The 20485-nt window shown below is 66.3% G+C and carries 19 protein-coding genes and 2 tRNA genes; 6 read left to right on the top strand and 15 right to left on the bottom strand.

Annotated features, from left to right (window positions below; genetic code table 11):
• Nucleotides 1-13 precede the first annotated feature (13 nt).
• A complete protein-coding gene (acpS, locus tag V1Y59_RS05955; RefSeq protein WP_330504116.1) occupies nucleotides 14-406 on the top strand; it encodes a holo-ACP synthase AcpS in 393 nt (130 codons plus the stop codon).
• A gap of 103 nt (nucleotides 407-509) precedes the next feature.
• Here the strand turns inward: acpS and V1Y59_RS05960 are convergent, their stop codons facing one another.
• On the bottom strand, nucleotides 510-1142 hold the full coding sequence (locus tag V1Y59_RS05960; RefSeq protein WP_330503925.1) for a TetR/AcrR family transcriptional regulator: 633 nt from the start codon (nucleotides 1140-1142) through the stop codon (nucleotides 510-512).
• Between the two features lie 24 nt (nucleotides 1143-1166).
• On the bottom strand, nucleotides 1167-1640 hold the full coding sequence (gene bcp / locus V1Y59_RS05965) for a thioredoxin-dependent thiol peroxidase (RefSeq protein ID WP_330503927.1): 474 nt from the start codon (nucleotides 1638-1640) through the stop codon (nucleotides 1167-1169).
• Nucleotides 1641-1801: 161 nt separating this feature from the next.
• Between bcp and V1Y59_RS05970 the strand changes: the two genes are divergently transcribed.
• The 4 genes from V1Y59_RS05970 (at nucleotide 1802) to V1Y59_RS05985 (ending at nucleotide 4847) form a co-directional block, all read left to right on the top strand.
• The gene (locus V1Y59_RS05970) at nucleotides 1802-2023 is read left to right on the top strand and encodes a DUF3618 domain-containing protein (protein WP_330503928.1); all 222 of its coding nucleotides are present in this window, start codon (nucleotides 1802-1804) and stop codon (nucleotides 2021-2023) included.
• 97 nt (nucleotides 2024-2120) lie between these two features.
• Nucleotides 2121-2193, top strand: a tRNA-Lys gene (locus V1Y59_RS05975).
• Nucleotides 2194-2376: 183 nt separating this feature from the next.
• On the top strand, nucleotides 2377-3594 hold the full coding sequence (locus V1Y59_RS05980; protein WP_330503929.1) for a L,D-transpeptidase: 1218 nt from the start codon (nucleotides 2377-2379) through the stop codon (nucleotides 3592-3594).
• Between the two features lie 110 nt (nucleotides 3595-3704).
• Nucleotides 3705-4847: an acyl-CoA dehydrogenase family protein gene (locus tag V1Y59_RS05985; RefSeq protein WP_330503930.1), complete on the top strand. Its 1143-nt coding sequence runs from the start codon at nucleotides 3705-3707 to the stop codon at nucleotides 4845-4847.
• A 54-nt stretch (nucleotides 4848-4901) separates the two neighbouring features.
• Here V1Y59_RS05985 and V1Y59_RS05990 read toward each other — a convergent pair whose 3' ends face one another.
• The 5 genes from V1Y59_RS05990 to V1Y59_RS06010 form a co-directional block, all read right to left on the bottom strand.
• Complete coding sequence (locus V1Y59_RS05990) at nucleotides 4902-5510, bottom strand: DUF8020 domain-containing protein (protein ID WP_431309112.1); 609 nt, start codon at nucleotides 5508-5510, stop codon at nucleotides 4902-4904.
• A 105-nt stretch (nucleotides 5511-5615) separates the two neighbouring features.
• Nucleotides 5616-7664: a neutral/alkaline ceramidase gene (locus tag V1Y59_RS05995; RefSeq protein WP_330503931.1), complete on the bottom strand. Its 2049-nt coding sequence runs from the start codon at nucleotides 7662-7664 to the stop codon at nucleotides 5616-5618.
• A gap of 56 nt (nucleotides 7665-7720) precedes the next feature.
• A complete protein-coding gene (locus V1Y59_RS06000) occupies nucleotides 7721-8341 on the bottom strand; it encodes a TetR/AcrR family transcriptional regulator (protein WP_330503932.1) in 621 nt (206 codons plus the stop codon).
• 29 nt (nucleotides 8342-8370) lie between these two features.
• Nucleotides 8371-9846 carry a flavin monoamine oxidase family protein gene (locus tag V1Y59_RS06005; protein ID WP_330503933.1) on the bottom strand — a complete coding sequence of 492 codons (1476 nt, stop codon included), beginning with the start codon at nucleotides 9844-9846 and terminating at the stop codon, nucleotides 8371-8373.
• Nucleotides 9847-10049: 203 nt separating this feature from the next.
• Nucleotides 10050-10211: a hypothetical protein gene (locus V1Y59_RS06010; protein WP_330503934.1), complete on the bottom strand. Its 162-nt coding sequence runs from the start codon at nucleotides 10209-10211 to the stop codon at nucleotides 10050-10052.
• Nucleotides 10212-10501: 290 nt separating this feature from the next.
• Here V1Y59_RS06010 and V1Y59_RS06015 point away from each other — a divergent pair, with 290 nt between their 5' ends.
• Nucleotides 10502-11890 carry a nitrate/nitrite transporter gene (locus V1Y59_RS06015; RefSeq protein ID WP_330503935.1) on the top strand — a complete coding sequence of 463 codons (1389 nt, stop codon included), beginning with the start codon at nucleotides 10502-10504 and terminating at the stop codon, nucleotides 11888-11890.
• 51 nt (nucleotides 11891-11941) lie between these two features.
• On the opposite strand, the gene V1Y59_RS06020 is transcribed toward V1Y59_RS06015, so the two are convergent.
• From V1Y59_RS06020 to V1Y59_RS06055, 8 genes are all read right to left on the bottom strand, one after another.
• Nucleotides 11942-12103, bottom strand: a complete 162-nt coding sequence (locus V1Y59_RS06020; protein ID WP_330503936.1) for a hypothetical protein — start codon at nucleotides 12101-12103, stop codon at nucleotides 11942-11944.
• An 81-nt stretch (nucleotides 12104-12184) separates the two neighbouring features.
• Nucleotides 12185-12257, bottom strand: a tRNA-His gene (locus V1Y59_RS06025).
• Between the two features lie 103 nt (nucleotides 12258-12360).
• Nucleotides 12361-12960 carry an oligoribonuclease gene (gene orn, locus V1Y59_RS06030; RefSeq protein WP_330503937.1) on the bottom strand — a complete coding sequence of 200 codons (600 nt, stop codon included), beginning with the start codon at nucleotides 12958-12960 and terminating at the stop codon, nucleotides 12361-12363.
• Between the two features lie 82 nt (nucleotides 12961-13042).
• Complete coding sequence (locus tag V1Y59_RS06035; protein WP_330503938.1) at nucleotides 13043-14683, bottom strand: HNH endonuclease signature motif containing protein; 1641 nt, start codon at nucleotides 14681-14683, stop codon at nucleotides 13043-13045.
• A 72-nt stretch (nucleotides 14684-14755) separates the two neighbouring features.
• A complete protein-coding gene (gene cmrA, locus V1Y59_RS06040) occupies nucleotides 14756-15565 on the bottom strand; it encodes a mycolate reductase (RefSeq protein ID WP_330503939.1) in 810 nt (269 codons plus the stop codon).
• Nucleotides 15566-15693: 128 nt separating this feature from the next.
• On the bottom strand, nucleotides 15694-17757 hold the full coding sequence (locus tag V1Y59_RS06045) for an NADPH-dependent 2,4-dienoyl-CoA reductase (RefSeq protein WP_330503940.1): 2064 nt from the start codon (nucleotides 17755-17757) through the stop codon (nucleotides 15694-15696).
• Nucleotides 17758-17804: 47 nt separating this feature from the next.
• Nucleotides 17805-18350, bottom strand: coding sequence for a PadR family transcriptional regulator (locus tag V1Y59_RS06050; protein WP_330503941.1), 546 nt, complete (start codon nucleotides 18348-18350; stop codon nucleotides 17805-17807).
• A gap of 68 nt (nucleotides 18351-18418) precedes the next feature.
• Nucleotides 18419-20098, bottom strand: a complete 1680-nt coding sequence (locus V1Y59_RS06055) for an ABC transporter ATP-binding protein (protein ID WP_330504118.1) — start codon at nucleotides 20096-20098, stop codon at nucleotides 18419-18421.
• Nucleotides 20099-20485: the final 387 nt, after the last annotated feature.

Genomic DNA, 20485 nt, shown 5'->3' on the forward strand with positions numbered 1-20485 from the left:
GGCAGATGCGGCGATGAGCGTTCTGGGTGTGGGCATCGACATCGTGTCGATCCCTGAGTTCGGCGAGCAGTTGCGCCAGCCCGGCACGACGTTCGCGGATCGGTTCACGGTCCGCGAACGTCGCGACGCCGCCGCCGGGACCGGTGACGAGGCCCGTCATCTCGCCGCTCGCTGGGCCGCCAAGGAAGCCGTTGTGAAGGCATGGTCGGTGAGCCGGTTCTCCCGTCAGCCGCTGCTGCCGCTGATCCGGCACAGCGACATCGAGGTGGTCACCGACAACTGGGGTCGTCCGGCCATCCGCCTGGGCGGCGAGATCGGCGAGATCCTCGTCGACACCCGAGTCCACATCTCGTTGACCCACGACGGTGACACCGCCGCCGCCGTCGCGATCCTCGAAGGCGTCTGACGCCTTTTCGCGCCCGCCGGCTGCGGGAGAACGCGGTTCGGCGTGGCTCCCGCGGCCGACCCGCGTCGGCTGGCCAGACCCGCGTGACGGCGCGAACGGGGGTTCAGTCCTCGGCCGTCGTCTCTTCGAGCAGCAGATAGCCGGCGAGCATCCGTTTCAGCTCGGCGACCGACTGATCGTGGTCGTGGCCGTCCTGCACCGAGAAGCTGAGCACCGAGTAGGCCGTGTGCACCAGCACCTGCGACATCATCTCGCGGCGGGTGCGCTGGGTCGGGGTCAGCGGCGCCAGGATCTTCGCGACCTGGTCGGCGAGCACCCGTTCGTTCTCCGAGGCCGTCGCACGCGTCGCGGGAGTCGACTGCACGGCCAGCCAGACCGCCCGGCGCGACGGATCGTCGCGCCACAGGGCGGCGAGATGGTCGAGGAACTTCTCCAACAGGTGGGGCCATTCGAGCGACGGGATCTCCGAGGCGAACGCGGCGAGTTCCTCGCGCACCCCGACCGTGTCCTGACGGTCGAGCTCGCAGACGATGACGTACTTGTTCGCGAAGTACTGATACAGGGTGCCGATCGGCACCTCCGCCCGCGACGCGATCTCCTCGCACGTCAGGGATTCGAAGCCGACCTCGGTGAGCAGGTCGCGCGCGGCGGCCAGCATCGCCGAGAACTTCTTCTTGCTGCGCTCCTGGGTCGGCCGCTTACGCGGGACGAGGGGCTCGGCGAGCGGCGCGGACATCGTCGTCGGACCTGCGGACGACACTCACACCGACAAGTCGCGTCGGAGCTTGGCGACGTGGCCGGTGGCACGGACGTTGTACTGGGCGGCGGCGATCTTTCCGTCCTCGTCGACGAGGAAGGTCGACCGGATCACCCCGGTCACCGTCTTGCCGTACATCTTCTTCTCCCCGAACGCCCCCCACTCGGAGAGCACCTGCTTGTCCGGGTCGGACAGCAACGGGAAGGTGAGGCCCTCGTTCTCCACGAACTTCGCCAGCTTCGCCGGCTTGTCCGGGGAGATGCCGACGACATCGATCCCGGCGTCGTTGAGTTCGGCGAGATTGTCGCGGAAATCACACGCCTGCTTGGTGCAGCCGGGCGTCGATGCCGCGGGATAGAAGTAGACGATGACCTTCCGGCCGGCGTAGTCGGCCAGCGATACCGGGTTGTCTGCGGCGTCGCTGAGGGTGAAGGTGGGGGCGGGGTCTCCGACGGACAGCCGCGTGGGTGCTGGCATACCGTCAGGCTAGTCGATTGACTCACGGGACCCGAGTGCACTCACGGGACCCGAGTACGCGGGCCGACATGCCGTACGCTCGGAAGGTCGAGTCACGCTGTCGTTGACACGTCGAGACACTCTGTCGTCATGTATGTCGTCAAAGCGCTGGGAGGAACCACGTGTCCGGGGATACCGAACGGATCGAGCAGGAGATCGCGCAGGCGCGAGAGGACCTCGCCAAGACCCTCGACACGCTGGCCGAACGAACCAGCCCGCAGCGGCTGGCGGCAGACGCGAAGGGCAAGGCCGTCGCCACCCTGAGCAAGCCGGCGGTCAAGTACGCTCTGGCCGGTGTCGGGGCCGTGGTCGTCGCACTGGTGGTGCGAAAAATCCTGCAGTGACGGCCACGATCGCGACACGTTCGTGTGCGATGACGGCCGGTCGGGGCGATTTCACTTCTGTCGTCCCGACATGTAAGGTTCCTTCTCGCACCGGCAAGCGCCATTAGCTCAATTGGCAGAGCAGCTGACTCTTAATCAGCGGGTTCGGGGTTCGAGTCCCTGATGGCGCACAGGATTCCGAAAGACGCCCCGCGGCATGTGGGGCGTCTTTCGTGTTCGGTCGGGTGTCCGACCGACTCGGACAATCCGGTCGTGAGATGTCTCGTACACTTGTGGCCAGCCGTGCGTAACAGGGGGAGTCTCCTCGACGACATCGCATGGTGAGTTCTTCGGCGTTTCCAGGATGGAGGATCATGCGGATCGGTCGTACCCGCGCAGGCGCTCGTTCGCCGCTCGCGATCATCGGCATTCTTGTCGCAGTAGTCGCCATGGTGTCGGCCTGCTCGCAGGAACCCACCTACTCGTCGAATGTCAGTAGTTCCAACCTCTTCGACGACATGCTGCGGCCCGGGATGGTCACCGAGGTGGGCAACCAGCCGCTCAACGACCAGACCATCGGCGTGCAGCCGGGCGCCCCGATCAAGGTCGCAGCGACCGAGGGGTCGATCACCGGGGTCCGGATCGACAAGTCGGACGGCAAGCCGGTCAAGGGTGTTCTGTCCGAGGACGGCACGACGTGGACCAGCGCCGAGCCGCTCGGCTACAACCGCACGTACACGTTGCAGGCCGACGCCGTGGGCATCGGTGGGCGGACCACCAAGCGCGTGTCGTTCACCACGCAGGCACCGAACAATCTGACGCTCGCCTACCTGACTCCCTCGCCGGGCGAGACAGTGGGCGTCGGCCAGCCCGTCGCCATCAAGTTCGACGAGCCGATCCCGAACCGCCGGGCCGCGCAGGACGCCATCCGGGTCACCACCGATCCGCCGGTCGAGGGCGCGTTCTACTGGATCAGTGACTCCGAGGTCCGGTGGCGCCCCAAGGATTACTGGCAGACGGGCACCAAGGTCGACGTCGCCGTCAACACCTACGGCATCGACCTCGGGGACGGTCTCTTCGGTCAGGAGAACTCGAAGACCAACTTCACCATCGGCCGGTCGATGGTCATCACCGCCGACAACAACACCAAGCAGGTCACGTTCAACCGGGACGGCAACGTCATCCGGTCCATGCCGACGTCGATGGGCAAGCCCGGCCACGACACGCCCAACGGCGTGTACCTGGTGTCGGACAAGCACGAGCACATCATCATGGACTCGTCCACCTATGGCGTGCCGATCAACGCCGCCGAGGGTTACCGCACCCCGGTCGACTACGCGACCCGGATGTCCTACAGCGGCATCTTCTTCCACTCGGCTCCCTGGTCGGTGTGGGCGCAGGGCAACACCAACACCAGCCACGGATGCCTGAACCTCAGCCCGAACGACGCGCTGTGGGTCATGCAGAACACGCTCCGAGGCGACCCGGTGATCGTGAAGAACACCGCCGGCGAGACGTTGTCCGGCGTGGACGGGCTCGGTGACTGGAACATCTCCTGGCAGGAATGGTCGAAGGGCAACGCGGACGCCTGACCTGGCGTCGTTCGACGGTCGGTCTCGACCGTCGGCGCTCGCGTCCAGACGTTGACATCAGCCACTGTTACGATCGTCGGTGAAATGAACGCCGACCGTAAGGGTGCCAGATGACCGACCGCTCCTCGTGGGAAACCGACGACCTCACCGCATTGCGCGATCTCGCCCGCAGCTTCTGCGAGAAGGAGATCAAGCCGAACATCGAGAAGTTCATCGAGCAGCATCATGTCGACCGCGACCTGTGGAACAAGGCCGGTGAGCTCGGTCTGCTGTGTATGTCGATCCCGGAGGAGTACGGCGGGGGTGGCGGAACCTTCGCGCACGAAGCCGTCCTGATCGAGGAGCAGGCGCGGATCGCCGACTCGTCGTGGGGAGCGAGCCTGCACAACGGCATCGTCGCGCACTACCTCCTCGAGTACGGCTCCGAGGAGCAGAAGCAGACCTGGCTGCCCAAGATGGCAAGCGGGGAAGTGGTCGGGGCCATCGCGATGACCGAGCCGGGCACCGGGTCGGATCTGCAGAACGTCAAGACCAAGGCGGTTCGCGACGGCGACGACTATGTCATCGACGGCGCCAAGACCTTCATCACCAACGGCGGGCAGGCCGACCTGATCATCGTCGTCGCCAAGACGGACGTCGGCGAGGGCGCCAAGGGGATCTCACTGATCCTGGTCGAGGGTGACCGCGACGGCTTCCGGCGCGGACGTGTCCTCGACAAGGTGGGGCAGCGCGGCCAGGACACCTCCGAACTGTTCTTCGACGGTGTCCGGGTGCCCACCTCGAATCTTCTCGGTGCCGAAGAAGGCCAGGGATTCATCCAGCTGATGCAGCAACTGCCGCAGGAACGCCTGATCATCGCCGTCGCATCGGTCGCCGGGATGGAGACCGCGGTGGCACAGACGATCGAATACACCAAGGACCGCACGGCATTCGGGCGACCGATCTTCGGCTTCCAGAACACCAAGTTCAAGTTGGCCGAGGCGGCCACCGAGACCCGGATCGCGCGGGTCTTCGTCGACGACTGCATCGTCAAGCATCTCGACGGCGCCCTCGACATCCCCACCGTCGCGATGGCCAAGTGGTGGACCAGTGATCGTGCGATGGTCGTCGCCGACGAATGCCTGCAGCTGTTCGGCGGGTACGGCTACATGAACGAGTACCCGATCGCGCGGATGTGGGCCGACAACCGGGTGCAGAAGATCTATGCGGGTACGAACGAGATCATGAAGGAGATCATCGCGCGTTCGCTGTGAACAGACGACAGACGGGTCGGAGTCCGCGGATCGCGGACTCCGACCCGTCCCGTATCACGGGGTGTTGATCCAGTTCAGGATCGCCTGGCCGGCCCGGGGATCGCCGTTGTTGATCCCGACGACGGCTCCGATCGCGGCGCCCACACCGGCGCCCCAGATGCAGCCCACGATCACCAGGCAGCCGACGATCAGTCCGACGATCGCACCGACGGCGGTGGCGACGCCGCCGCCACGGTTCCATCCGTTGTTGATGTGCCAGATCATCCGGTTCCAGGCGCGGTCCTTCTGGGCGGACGCGGGGTGCATGCCTGCGGCGATCGCGGCCCGCATCTCCGGGCTGATCATCGGCGTCAGGGTCGCGGTCGACCGATCGGCACTCACCTCGGCACGCAGCGGTACCTGGACCCCGTTGAGCGGGATGGACAGCCCGACGCTGTCGATTGTCCGGCCGTTGTCGTCGACCACGGTCAGGGCGTTCGCGTCCCGGGCCACGAAGGACGCGTTCTGCAGCACCGACGTGATGCTCATCCCGCCGGGTGACGCCGAGGTCAGATGAGACGGGGCGGTCGATACCGGCGCGCCGTGCGCGGTTGCGGTCGACACGGTGAGGAGCGCGGTGACGACGCCGGCGAGCGTCAAGAGGGTGAGCCTGAGCAGCTTCATCGTTCTTTGTTCCGATCTTCGAGTTGCGTTCTCAGCAGGGGCAATCCCGTCTGACCTTATCGTTGCCGGGCGTTGTGGTGATTGCGGCCGTGAGAATTACAGCGATCAGCCGACGACGAACGCGGGGGACACCCCGACGATCGCGCGGACGGCCCCGTCCGCGGCGCGGCTGTCGCCCAGGTAGCGGATGCGGAAGCGTCCCGAGGTTCGTTCCGGAATCGTCCATTCGATGCGGATCACGGACGCGTCGCCCTGGCCCGGCGGGCGCCGCCACTGTAGGACGGTTTCCCAGTCGTTGTCGTCGGCGACGGTCTCCCACCCGGTGGCCGTTCGGCGCTGCACTTCGAGATACGTTCCACCGGTCCGGAAGTCATTGATGGGATGCGCCCCGACGAACTCGACCACCGCCACCTGACCCGCCCGGTAGCGGGCTCGCGGCGCCGCCAGCACGTCGCCGTAGGCGTATCCGGCGAGTGGCCGGTCCGCGGGGACGGGCGGCAGCAGGTCGGGCTGGAACCCCGACTTGTCGAGCGGCGCCGGGCCTCGCCCCGGCGCCGACCCCTTCGCCATCGCCGATGCGAGGGCGTGGAACTCCTGCATGTATGCGGAGAGAGTCCAGCGGCCGAACATCGTCGCGCCGCCCTCGTACTGCTGCGAGTCGTACTCTTCCGGCGTCGTCACGTACTGGGTGAACGCGTTCGAATATCCCTGTACCAGAACGTTCTCGGGGCCTGTCCGGAGAGCATCGGCGACCACCGTCCGCAGCCGCAGTCCCGCGACGATGGTGACCTCCGCCGGCACGGCGACCAGGACGAGTTCGCCGATGCGCAGTACCTGCAGTGGGACGACGTGCGGTATCCACGGGGAGGGCGGCAACAGCCCCAACGGAAAGGCGATCAGCTTGGGTGCCTGCATGTCCCGTATCCATGGCGAGACCGGGGGATGACGATCGCCGCCGAGCGCGGTGACGAGCGGATTGGTGGTGCCCTCCTGGAGGAACCCGAGTTGCGAGCGCCAGTTGTCCTCGGTGCTGGTCGCCGCGGCCGCGGCACCCATCATCGCCGGCGTCGTCGCGGCCGGACGGCCCTCCGGTGTGTAGGCCCCGTCGATCCGCACCGACGACATGTCGACATAGCGCACGACGGAGTCCACGCCGCCGCGGGTCATCGGTCGGGCGGCGTCGAATGCCGCTCGGCCCGCCCGGTACTGACGTTCGCCGATGATCTCGCAGTTGGTCTTGTTGTCCGCGGTCGGTCCGCCCGGCTGCATCTTGACAAGGTTGAGGTTGGGCGTCATGTCGCCACTGTTGGTTTGTGGGAATGCCGCGACGAAACCGGGTGCGGTGCGCTCCCAGCGATAGCTCGCATAGCCCTTGTTGTCACCTGCGATGAGTTTGTTGCGGTCGGTCAGCGACGTGCCGTGCGTCGGGAACCACGTGATCGCCCCGACGTCTGTACCGCCCTGGCGGAATCGCAACACGGTGACCGACGGATCGATCGAGGCGGGAAAGTGTCGACGGTCGGATGCCGGGTTGAGATCGAATGCGGTCTGCGAGCGGTTGCGGCTGGCATCGTGCAGCTCGCCGCGGCCGATCGAGATCGTTCCCGGAGCGAGGTTCTCGTGGGCACGGACGATCGCGGTGTAGATACCGTCGACTTCGGCATCGTAGGAGTTCTTCTTGAAACCGTAAGCCGCGAGCGAATAGGCGAAGTCCCAGGCGGTACCCCCGCATGACGCGTGCGTGTGGGTGGCATTCAGGTTGACGTTGCGCTCGGTGTAGAGCGCGCCGAATCGTCGGCGAAGCCGCGGCACCACGCCCATGTGGTGCGACTGGAACAGACAGGCGACGTCGCTGGTGACGAACACGACCCGCTCACCGGTCGCCCGGTCGACGACGATGTAGGCGCGTGCCCAACACCGTTGCAGCAGACCGGCCGCCACCTGTTCGGCATCGGAGTAGCCCATCATGCCCTGACCTGCGATCGCGCCGGTCATGTCGGCACGACCACACCCGACGAGATAACCGTCCGATGCCGGCGGCGCTGTGCCATCCGGCGTCGCACCCGCCGTCGGTTGACCGGCGACGAGTGCGACGCCGCCCCCGACGGCGGTCGCCGCTGCTCCGGTGAGCAGGTGTCTGCGTGATACCCCCATGGTTTTGTCCCCCTGATCGTGAGGCGACACCGTCGTCGCGGGTGAAACGTCGTCCGCTACCTGCGGACGACGTGGCCGAGCAGCAAGGTGACCGTGGCGTCGGCGATCCGGTCACAGATCGCGCGGTCGCGGGTGTTGAGGTAGGCCAACGTGATCCCGTCGGTCGCAGCCACGACCAGCGGCGCCAACTCCTCGACCGGGCGAGACCACTCGACGTGTGCCTGCGCTGCGGCCAGGGCGAGCCCGTCCGCGATTGCGGCATAGTAGCGGTGGTACATCTCCGCGCCCAGCCACGCGAGCCCGGTGGTCTGGCGCGCGTACTGGTTGAGCGAGATCATCGCCTGCTCCCGCTCGGGATTGGCGACGACGCCGTCGATATAGCCGAACAGGCTCTCCCGCAACATGACCCGGACGCCGTCGAAACCACCCACCAGATCCTCGGCTGCGGCGGTCAATGCTTCGGCGATCACGGATATCTCGTTGTCGGTGCCCCGCTGGACCAATGCCGTGAGCAGTTCCTCGCGCGAGGCGAAGACGTAGTGGAACGTCGACAGGGTCATGTCCGCCTCGGCGCTGATCGCCCTGGTGGTCGCGGCATCGACACCACCGCGAGCGATGACGCGGAATGCCGCGTCGAGCAACAGGTCTCGGCGCTTCTCGACCGGCATTCGGGCCATCGTCGTTCCTCTGTTCGGTTCGAGCAGGTTCAGCGCAGGGCGCCGAGCACTTCGCGTGCCGCGCGCTTGCCGGAGCGGACAGCGCCGTCCATGTAACCGGTCCAGTAGTCGGCGGTCTCGGTGCCGGCCCAGTGGATCGGGCCGACCGGTGCGCGCAGCGCAGGACCGTACCTGGTCAGAGTGCCCGGCGACGACACGGCCACCGGCCCGCCCTGCGCCCAGGGATCGAGATCCCATTTGTAGATGCCGTAGTCGATGAAGTCTCGGGCCTCAGGTCCGAAGTAATCGACGAAGTTGTCGATGCACTCACGCACGATCTGCGATTCCGGTGCCGGATCGAGCCGCCGCATCGCATCTGCGGAGATGAACCCCATCAGGATGTGTCGATCCTCGGCATAGCTCTCGAAGGTGACGTCGATCGGTCGGCCGTTGCCGTACACCTGCCCCGACAGCCCCTTCTCGCGCCAGAACGGCCGGCGGTAGAGCGCGGCGAACTTGGAGACCGCGCCCATGTGATACCCGTTCGTGAGGCCGACACGGGCGGCCGGGAGACCGGGTGCGTAGCGAATCCGATCACTGATCGCCGGCGACATCGCGACGATGACCTTGCGGGCGTGGAAAGTACCCGCCCCGCTGACGATCTCGGCCCGGCCGTCCGACCAACTGATCGACCGTACCGGAGCGTTGTAGACCATCCGGTTGCCGAGCGCGCGGGCCATCCGGATGGGAATGAGCGCTGCGCCGCCCTCGAACAGGCTCTCCTGGGCCCCGTCGTCGGTGCTCAGGAGGCGGATGAGGGTGCCGGGGTTGTTCTCGTCCCCGGACGCCGCGATGTAGTTGAGGAAATAGAGCGCAGACACCTCGTCGGGCCGAACCGACAGCGGTGCGGACATCGCGACCTGCATCAGCGCCCGTCCGGTGGGCGTGGATGCGATTTGTCGGCTGTACTGCCCCCAGGTCAGCGAGTCCAGGTATCGCGCGTTCGGGTGCTTCCAGGGTTCGCCGACGGGGAAGCCCGCGAGCGCCTCGATCTGGGCCCGACCCAGACCCGCTCCGGCCTCCAGGGTTTCGGCCTGCAGGGGTAATGGCACGGCAGCGGGCATGCGGGTCAGGTTGCCGCTGTTCCAGAACACGCTGTCGCCCTGGTTGTAGGTGGGAATGGTACGAACGTCGTACTCGCGGGCCAGGGCAGCGATGTGATTCTGCGTCGGCCCGATGAACTCGGCGCCCGCATCGAGGGTGGCGCCGAGTTTCGGTGACTTGATGTTGTGCACGCGTCCGCCGGGCCGGTTGCGCGCCTCGAGCACCGTCACCGACGCCCCCGACTCGACGAGAGTCTTCGCAGCGGCCAGCCCGGACAGGCCTCCACCCACGACGACGGCGTCCACCGTGTCGCCCGGAGCCGCGGACGCACGGCCACCGCCGAGGGTGGCGGCCCCAACCGCCGCACCCGCCGCGGCAAGTCCGGTACCGAGGAACAGGCGACGCGAGAAGTCTTGGGTCATGGAGGCTTTCCGTCCTGCCGTGGACCCGTGGGTCCGGGGTGATGCGTCGAACGCTATCGGTCCAATGTTTAGGTCATTTGACCTGAAGTAACGGCATGGTAACAGCGAATGTGGCGTGTGTCCTTGGAACGGGAGCTACACGCCGGGATCACAACACCGTGGTCGCGGGCGGGGGCGATGACACGGTGAGGGTGGCGGCAGGGTCAGGAGTGGGCGGCGATGATGGACGCGGCCTCGCTCGCGTCGACATCCATCGCGATCAATGCGGCGGTGTTGGCCTTTCGGATGGAATACCGTCCGTTGTTCGTCGTGGCCGCGACGTGCAGTCCGGCCTTCTTGGCGGCCTTGTTGAGATTTTCCAGCATGTCGGGATGGTACGACATGGACCCGCTTGTCTCATTCCGGGCGCCGGAACAACTCCCGGTGGATGGTCGCAGCTTCGCATTGGTGATGAAATATGTTTGAGCGCAATGATTTTCGAGAGAGGTCTGGCTGCGAATCCGAATCTCACAGCCCGGGACCGTAGGTGTGCGGGCACCTTGACTGTCGTGTAACGGGATGATGCGCGCAGCGTAACCGGACGTTCATAGCTTCATCGCGTACTTCATGGGCAGCGCCGCCCGGTTCCGTCGCAACTCTCGACGAAAGCACTGAGATGACAACAACCCTGGAGCACACGCGTACCTCCGACCAGGTCCTGCTCGACCAGGAGGGCCATTGGATTCGCAACTGGCAACCCGACGATCCGACATTCTGGAACAAGGTCGGCAAGAAGGTCGCCTTCAAGAACCTCTGTTTCTCGATCTTTGCCGAGCACATCGGATTCTCGGTGTGGCTGTTGTGGAGCATCGTCGTGGTCCAGATGACGGCGAACGCCGACGGTACCGCTGCCGCATCCGGATTCGCGCTGTCCACGACGGAGGCATTGTGGTTGGTCGCGGTGCCCAGTGGCGTCGGCGCGTTCCTCCGCCTGCCCTACACGTTCGCGGTACCGGTGTTCGGCGGTCGCAACTGGACGGTGATCTCGGCGCTGCTGCTGTTGATCCCGTGCCTGGGACTGTCGTGGGCGGTGTCGAACCCGGACATCCCGTTCGCACTGTTGCTCGCGATCGCGGCGACCGCGGGATTCGGCGGTGGCAACTTCGCGTCGTCGATGGCCAACATCTCCTTCTTCTATCCCGAGAAGGAGAAGGGATGGGCGCTGGGGCTCAATGCGGCCGGCGGCAACATCGGTGTCGCGGTGGCACAGAAGATCGTCCCGTCCATCGTGGTGATCGGTGGCGGTCTGACCCTGTCCTACGCGGGGCTGTTCTACGCGCCGCTGGCCGTGGCCGCCGCAGTGCTCGCGTTCCTGTTCATGAACAACCTCTCGGAGGCCAAGGCCGACGTGAAGCCGGTGTGGGAGTCGTTGCGGCACCGGGAGACGTGGGTGATGTCGTTGCTGTACATCGGCACATTCGGTTCGTTCATCGGGTACTCGGCCGCGTTTCCCAGCCTCCTCAAGGCGGTGTTCGACCGTGGTGACATCGCGCTGGCCTGGGCATTCCTGGGGGCCGGCATCGGCTCGATCGCACGTCCGCTCGGTGGCAAACTCTCCGACGTGATCGGGGGCGCCCGGATCACCGCGTTCAGCTTCGTCGCCCTCGCGGCCGGCGCGGCCCTCGCGCTGTGGTCGGTGAAGGCCGAGAACCTGCCGTTGTTCTTCACTGCGTTCATGTTGCTGTTCGTCGCGACCGGCATCGGGAACGGTTCCACGTACCGGATGATCTCCAAGATCTTCCGGGTCAAGGGTGAGGACGCGGGCGGCACCCCGGAGATCATGACCAACATGCGTCGTCAGGCCGCGGGCGCCCTCGGCATCATCTCGTCGGTCGGGGCCTTCGGTGGATTCATCGTCCCGCTGGCCTACGCCTGGTCCAAGAGCGCCTTCGGCAACATCGAACCCGCCCTGTGGTTCTACGTGTTCTTCTTCATCGCGCTGCTGGGCGTCACCTGGTTCAACTACATCCGGCCGAGCACCCGGATGGCTCAGGCAGGGGTCTGACCCGACCCGGCGCGCAGGCCCCGCATGCCATCGCATGTGGGACCTGCGCGCTCAATTGTGCTTCTTGATGAGTTTCTCGACCTCGTCGGCGTCGACGTTCTTCGCGAGGAGTTTCCCGTTCTTGGCCTTGCGGACCGAATAGAGACCCGACTTCTTGGCGGCGGCGACGTGCAGGCCGGCCTTCTTTGCGGACTTGTTGAGATCCTCGAGCATGCCGGGATGGTACGCACCGAAGATGAACAACCGGGGCCGACGAGAACGGCCCTCCGCGTGTCCGCGGAGGGCCGGTGTCGGGGTGGATGACGGGACTCGAACCCGCGACAGCCAGGATCACAACCTGGTGCTCTACCAACTGAACTACATCCACCATCGGCGTCCGTCACCCAGGGTTTCTCACCGGGTCCCAGAGCCAGGGACTAACTCTAGCGGGTGAAGGCGCCCGAACTCCAATCGGTTGCCGATCCGCGTGTTCACGCAGGTCCGAGGTCCTTCACGATCGTGGCCAGTTGGTCGGCGTCCGGACCCGGGGCCGGGACGAATGCGGCCGCACGGTAGTACTTCAGCTCCCGGATCGACTCACGGATGTCGGCGAGAGCCCGATGGGCCAGCCCTTTCTCGGGCTGCCCGTAGTAGACCTTCGGGTACCAGCGACGACAGAGTTCCTTGATGGAGCTCACGTCGACCATCCGATAGTGGAGGTAGGCGTCGAGTGCAGGCATGTCCCGGGCGATGAAGCCCCGGTCGGTGGCGATCGAGTTGCCCGCGAGGGGGACGGCGCCGGAGGTCGTCACCTGGGTGCGGATGTAGTCGAGTACCTGTTTCTCGGCCTCCGCCACTGTGGTGGTCGACGCTCGCACCTCCTCGGTGAGCCCAGAAGCCGCATGCATCTTGGTGACCACATCCGGCATCGCGGCCAGCTCCTCGTCGGATGCGTGGATCACGATGTCCACGCCGTCCCCGAGCACGTTGAGCTCGCTGTCGGTGACCAAGGCGGCGATCTCGATCAATCTGTCGGACTCGACCCGCAGACCTGTCATCTCGCAGTCGATCCACACCAGTTTGTCCTGCACGCGCTCAACCTTAGCCGCCGGTCGACGGACAGTATCGCGTCACCGGAGTCCTCGGCTCCGGCCGCACCAGGCGGACAGAACCTCAGAACGGTGGTGGGTTCTGCTCGTTCCAGCGGTCCATCGCGCGTTTGTCGGCGCGTTTCACCGACGCCGAGCGTTTGGTGCGGATGGTGTCGATGCGTTGACGGGCGGGATCGTCGGGAGGTCGAGTGCTGCGGGAAAGCGAACCGAACAGGTCGCGTCCGGTGAAGGCGTTGCCCAGGTAGGTGTGCCCGGTCGGTGATTGGAAGAACACCGTGCCCAGTGGGTCCTGGTAGTCGCGCCAGCCGGTGGCGAAGGTCTTGATTCGGTGATGAAAACGGCACAGCGGCTTCAGATTTCGCTCGTCAGTGGCGCCGCCCTCGGCGTGTGGGACGGAGTGGTCGATGTCGGCGTGATACGCGCGGTTGTTACACCCGGGAAAGCTGCAGCACAGTTCGCCGGCCCGGATGAGGTCGGCGAGCTTCTTGGATGGGGCGTAGCGGTCGACGTGTGCGCGGTTGGCGCTTTCGGCAGTGATGTAGCAGCGTCGGGCCTCGGCGACCAGCGCGCGGGCGGCGTCGGCGTCGATGACGCCCTGCCCGTCGAGGAACGCCGGATCATCGTCGTGGCCGAGCAGGGTGCTCAGGTTGACCACGATGTGGAAGGTCGGGCGCGTTGCGCAGTCGGTTGTGACGGTATCGGCCGATGGGGTCGGGTCGTCGGTCTGCTCGCCGCTGATCTCGGACTCACCGGTCACGGCGATGTCGGTCGCGGTTGCATCGTTCTCGGGTTCGTCCTGACCGGTCGTCACGTCGGGTTCACCGACCACCTCGCCGACAGCGTCGGAGTCGCCATCGTCGGTGCATGTCCCGCACTGGCAGGCGAGACGGCCGGCACCAGAGGCCAAGGCGACCAGCGCGTCGGCGCGACGCTGTCCGGCGGTGCGCGGGTCGTCGGGATGGACCGAGGCGGCCATCGCCGCCAGACGCGCGTCGACTGCGGCGGCCTGCTCGGCCGGCAGCGCGCCACCGATGCGGGACTGGCCCGGAGTGTGGCGGTCAGGGCGCACGCTGATGTTGCGATCGGCGTCGACCTGCTCACGTTGGCGTCGAACCGCGGCCGGATCGATCTTCGCGATGAGTGTGTCGATCATCGTGGTGAACCGGGTCATCGACATCGGTTCGCGGGACTCGATGGCCGTGGCGATGTCTTTGTCGAGCTGATCGAGTATCTCGGGCGTGCACAGGGCGGTGCGGCGTACCACCACCAGGAACCGGGGCAGGTCGATGCGCCCGGAGCCGAGGGTGGCACCGGTGAACGGGAGTTGGTGTCGCAGGACGCTGCCGGCTTCGATGAACTCACGCGCCCGCGCCGGCGGCACCGTCAACGCGGCACCGACCTCGGCGATCGCAGCCTCCAACCCGGTTGGTCCGAAGCGGGCGCGAGGATTCTCGCCGGCAGCGGCGCGGATGGCGAGGCGTTCGAGATCGGCCAGGGAGGTGGATTCCTCACCGAGTTCGGCGGCCAACCGCACCAGGTGGTCCTGTTCACGCTCCTCATGGATCAGGCTGGCCGCCTGCAACATTCGATAGTCGGCCGAAGCGCGCACCGCGTTGCAGTGATGGAGCACCTCGACCAACTCAGTGGCCGAGTGCTGCTCATCGTCGGCCATCTGGGCCAAGGCGGGTGCGCTCGATTGCATGACACCAAGGTATCGGCACCCACCGACAAGATTCGTCGGTGCAGTTCAGGGCCGGTTGGGGCTGTGGATGATTCAGCTGTCGTCGCCGAGCTTCCGATAAAACGTACCGACGATCGGCGCGACCACCGCGCGTGGGCTGTATCCGCCGGCGACCGACATCGCCTTCGACAATGTTCCGGGCACGACGCGCATCTTGTTGTGCTCCAGTGCGTCCAGGCTCATCTCGGCGACCTTGGCGCTGGAATGCCAGAGGAAGTCGGGGACCATCCGATCGACGATGGAGGCATCGTCGGGGGCGGGAGTCTCGGTACGTACGGGTCCGGGGGCCAACAGCGTGATGTGCACTCCCTGTGCCGCGACCTCGCCACGCAGGGATTCGCTGAACGAGTTGACGAAGGCCTTGCTGGCAGCGTAGGTCGCGTTGTTCGGGATCGGCATGTTGCCGGCCGCGGACCCCACCATCAGGACACCGCCTGACCCCCGATCGACCATCTGGGGCAGCACGGCAAGGGTCAGGTCGTGCACGGCGGTGACGTTGAGACGTACCTGCGCGCGTTCGTACTCGGGGTCGAGGTCGCGGACCGGGCCGAACGTGGCGATGCCCGCGTTGTTGCAGAGAATCGACACCTCTCGGCCGGCGAGTTCGGCCGACAGCACTTCCAGTGCACAAGGATCGGACAGGTCAACGGGGCGGACCTCCACCTGCACCTGGTGGGTGGCGCGCAGTTCGACGGCCAGGTTCTCGAGAACGTCGCCGCGCCGGGCGACGAGGATCAACGAATGCCCACGCGCGGCCAACGCCCAGGCGAGAGCCATCCCGATCCCTGAGGACGCGCCGGTGACAACGGCACGGGAGGACTCGGTCGGCGACGGGACACCCATGTCTGACGATCCTAGTCGGGGGGTCGGGGGGATCTCGATACACCGGCTCGCTGCGCTCGCGCGGTTACTCGATCTGCGGTGGGATACACCCGCTGCGCTCGTCGAAATCGAGACCTCCCCGGTCGCGGTCAGGCGATGCCCGCGGCCACCTCGGTGCCCTGCCGGATGGCACGCTTGGCGTCGAGTTCGGCGGCCAGGTCGGCGCCACCGATTACGTGCGTGGTCACCCCGGCGACGGTCAGCGGGTCGACGAGTTCGCGCACCGACTCCTGACCGGCACACACCACCACGTTGTCGACTTCGAGGATGCGGGTGTCGGTGACCTTCCCCTCGTCGTCGTGGAAGCTCAGGTGCAGCCCCTGGTCGTCGATCTTGTCGTAGGTGGCGCCCGAGATCTGTTCCACGCCCTTCATCTTCACCGTCGCGCGGTGCACCCAGCCGCTGGTCTTGCCGAGTGTCTTGCCCTGCTTACCCGGCTTGCGCTGCACCAGGTAGACCTGACGGATCGCCGGCAGCGGACGGGGTTTGGTGACGAATCCGGGCTTGTCGCCGTCCTCGGTGACGCCCCATTCCTGCTCCCATTCCTTGAGATTCAACGATGGGGACTCGTCGGTGACAAGGAACTCGCTGACGTCGAAGCCGATTCCGCCGGCGCCGATCACGGCGACGCGCTTGCCGATCTCGCGGCGCCCGAGGACGGCGTCGGCATAGGACATGACCATCGGGTGGTCCACGCCGGGGATGGTCGGGATGCGCGGGGTGACACCGGTCGCCACGATCACGTCGTCGTAACGGCCCTCGATGATCTCGTCGGCGGTGACGCGCTTGTTCAGCACCACGTTCACACCGTTGATCTCCAGCTGACGGGTGTAGTAGCGAATCGTCTCACTGAACTCCTCCTTGCCCGGGATGCGGGAGGCGATGGAGAACTGGCCACCGATGCTGGGACCGCCTTCATAGAGATCCACCTTGTGGCCGCGTTTGGCCGACGCGACCGCGGCCGACAACCCGGCCGGTCCGGCGCCGATGACCGCGACCCGCTTGGCGCGGCGCGTCGGTCCGAGCAGCAGCGTCGTCTCGCGGCCCGCCTGCGGATTGACCAGGCAGGAGACGTGCTTGCCGACGAACGCGTGGTCGAGGCAGGCCTGGTTGCAGCCGATGCAGGTGTTGATCTCGTCGGCCCGACCCTCGCGGGCCTTGTTGGCGATCTCGGGATCGGCGAGGAACGGGCGCGCCATCTGGACGGCATCGACGCGTCCGCGTTCCAGGATCTCCTCGGCGAGTTCGGCGGTGTTGATGCGGTTGGCGGCGATCAGCGGGATCGACACCTGGTCGCGCAGACGTTCGGTGAACTTCACGAACGCGCCGCGGGGCACCGAGGTGACGATGGTGGGCACCTGTGCCTCGTGCCAGCCGATGTCGGTGTTGATCGCATCCACCCCGTGCTCTTCGGCCTTACGGGCCATGAGCGCGACCTCGTCCCACGTCTGCCCGTTGCGGATGAGGTCGGCGATGGACTGGCGCAGGATGATCGGGAAGTCACGCGGCACCTGGCGGCGCATCTCCTTGATGACCTCGACGAGAAACCGCTGCCGGTTCTCGGTGGAACCGCCCCACTTGTCGGTGCGATCGTTGGTGTGCGGGCAGAGGAACTGATTGATCAGGTAGCCTTCGCCGCCCATGATCTCGACCGCGTCGTAGCCGGCCTGCCGGGCCAGCTTCGCCGACCGGCCGAAGCTGCGGATGACGTGCCGGATGATCGGCTCGTTCATCTTGAGGTGTTTGAACGGGTGGATGGGCGACGGCTCGGAACCGGCGGCGACCTTGAACGGGTTGTAGCCGTAGCGGCCGGCGTGGATCAGCTGCATCGCGATCTTGCCGCCCTCGTCGTGCACGGCCTTGGTGACCCGCTGATGTCGCTTGACCTCGAGGACGTTGGTCATCTTGCCGCCCGCGATGGACAGCACACCGGTACGGCTGGTGGCGAATCCGCCGGTGATGATCAAACCGGCACCGCCCTTGGCGCGCTCGGCGAAATACGCGGCGAGTTTGTCGATGTCCCACACCCGATCCTCGAGACCGGTGTGCATCGAACCCATGATGAGTCGGTTCGGGATGGTCATCCCGCCGATCTGCAATGGTTCGAACAGATTGGGGAACTGTTGATTTCGCTCGGCCGTGTGGGCTGACATGGCGTTGCCTCTCGTGTCGGGGTCGTTGCGGGCAGGTGATCGTGGGGTCAGGTGGACAGTTCGCGTTCGAGGGCGTCGATGACCTCATCGCACCAGTCGACGAAGCCCTGCTCGGATCGAATTCCGCCGCGCAGCACCAGATACTGGTGAAGTTTGCGGCCGGTCAGGGTGTCGGGAGCGGGGTAGTACGCCGCCTCGAAGCCGTTGAACAGGGTGAGTTGGGCGAGATGTTCGTCGCGATGTGCTTTGAGCTCGCCGATGATGGTCGCCAGATCGCCGAACTCGGCGGCGCGCAACTTGACTCCGAGGTCGTTGCGCAGGGGCTGCAGCGGCGTCGGACTCATCGCCCATTCCGCCAGCACATTCCGGCCCGCGTCGGAGACCGTGTAGACCTTCTTGTCGGGTCGACCGTCCTGGGGAATCGATTCGAAACTCACCAGGCCGTCGGCGTGCAGCTTCTTCAGGGTGCGGTAGATCTGCTGATGGGTCGCCGACCAGAAGTAGCCGATGGATCGGTCGAACTGCTGGCCGATCTCATAGCCCGTTCCGGGCCGTTCGGCCAGCGACACCAGGATCGCGTGTTCGAGCGCCACGAGCTCAAAATAGCACTGCACTCGTGCACTATGCAACCAAGTTCATATGCACTGAGTTGCGTATGTGGTCACGCGACTCCGACGACGCGATTCCGGGCCGAAAGGTGTCCGTCACGCAGTTCGAGAACCTCGTCGGCGATTGCGATGACCTGGGCGTCATGTGTGATCAGCAGTGTCGAGCGGCCGGCCGCGAGACGACGCAGCGGTTCGAGAATGCGCTGCGTGGTCGCGTCGTCGAGTCCGGACGTCGGCTCGTCGAGGATGAGGACCGGGGTGTCGCGAAGGACCGCGCGCGCGATCGCGATGCGCTGGCGCTGTCCGCCGGACAGGGTCAGGCCATCCTCGCCGAGGACGGTGTCGTAACCGTCCGGCAGGGCCGAGATGAACGCGTCGGCGTCGGCGGCGACCGCTGCCTGCACCACCGACGCGCGATCGGCGTCGGGCCGACCATAGGCGATGTTGTCCGCCACCGACGCGGCGGTGATGATCGGTTGCTGCGGTAACAGGGTGATGTGGTCGCGGATCGACGCGCCGGTCAGATGCGTGAAGTCGTTGCCGCCCAATGTGATCTGCCCGTGGCTCGGCCGCTCGAACCGGCACAGCAGCGACGCGAGAGTCGACTTTCCCGCACCACTGGGGCCGGCCAGCGCCGTGATCACACCCGGCCGCAGTTCCAGCGACACCCTGTCTAGGACGGTTGTCTCGCCGCGTCGGAGGCTCACCTCGCTGACGACGATCCGGTTGTCGGTGCCGACATGGGGAGCGGCATCCGGTTCGTCGGCGTCGGACGGGCCGAGATCGAGCAACTCGACCAGACGTTCCGCACTCACCGCCGCGGAGGCCAGGGCCAACCGGACCTCGGCGAGTTCCTGCATCTTGGGGTAGAGCATGCCGAGGTAGCCGGTGAGCGCGAGTAGTTCGCCGACACTCAGGCCACCGGAACGAACCTGCCACACGCCGGCGACGGCGATGGCCAGCGTGACGACGACCTGCCCGAATCCCATGACCGCGCCGAAGCCCGCCTCGATCCGGGTTTGCGTCATCCGGGCGCCCAGCCAGGTGACGCCATGCCGGTGCAGGCGGGCGTGCTCGCGGTCCTGCTGGTTGTAGGCGACTGCGGTCTCGTGGCCGGCCAGCGCCGCCGTCACCGCTTTCGCGATGTCGGCGTTCGCGATCCGTTCGTCACGGGTCACCAGTGTCTGTCGGCGGCCATAGGCCGCCGAAACCACCCACAGCACCGGGACCGCGGCGAGCGCCACCAGTGCCACCTGCCAGCTCATCACCAGCGCGGCGATGACCAGACCCGTTGTGTTCACCGCGGCGACGACGAACTGCATCACGCCGGAGCCGACCAGGTATTCGACGGCTTCGAGATCGCTCGAATGGCGCACGGCCAGGTCGCCGATCCCGAAGCGCCGGTGGGTCACCGGAGCGAGTCGCTGGACGTGTGCGAACAGCTGATCACGCAGTCGCAGGACGACGCGCTCGGAGATCCCGATCGCACAGACCTGCCCGTGGTAGTCGGCGGCGGTCGATGCCGCGGTGATCAGCAGCCAGAGGGCCGCCAGTTCGACGAACTGCTCGACGCCGTCTGCCGACAGGGCGCCGTCGATGACATCGGAGAGCACGAAGATCGCCATGATCTCGCATACCGTGGCGAACAGCAGAAGTATTGCAGCCCAGGCGAATCGAACGAGTTCGCCGGACAAGAGGGGGGAGAAGCGGCGAAAGGCGGCGCGGGCGGTCAACTGTGGGTATCCGATCAGCACGGGGAGGCCCCGGGTCGTGATTGGGGGTGTCACGACCCGGGGCGCGGGATGGGTCAGCGCGAAAGCGTGCCGCTCAGAACCACAGCCAGTTCCAGCGGCGCAGCCGAGGGTCCCATGCGCGACGACGTCGGCGTTGCGGTGCGGCCTGCTGCCGAGCGCGTGAGGCGTTGGGCTTCGGTGTCGGTTGGGCCATGTGGTTCTCCTTTGTTCCGTTGTCGGCGGTGATGCCGACCCGATGAAACCTATGGCCCGTTTCTGCCGGGTGGCTGCCCCGGAACTGGGAGACGCCTGTCAGGCGTGCGCCCGCTGCGCAGCGGGCGCGGGAGTGGGCGTCGAAGCGACACCCGTTGCGGCAGCGAGGCGACC

Origin of the sequence: Gordonia prachuapensis, assembly GCF_036350515.1 — a bacterium.
GTDB classification, from domain to species: Bacteria; Actinomycetota; Actinomycetes; order Mycobacteriales; family Mycobacteriaceae; genus Gordonia; species Gordonia prachuapensis.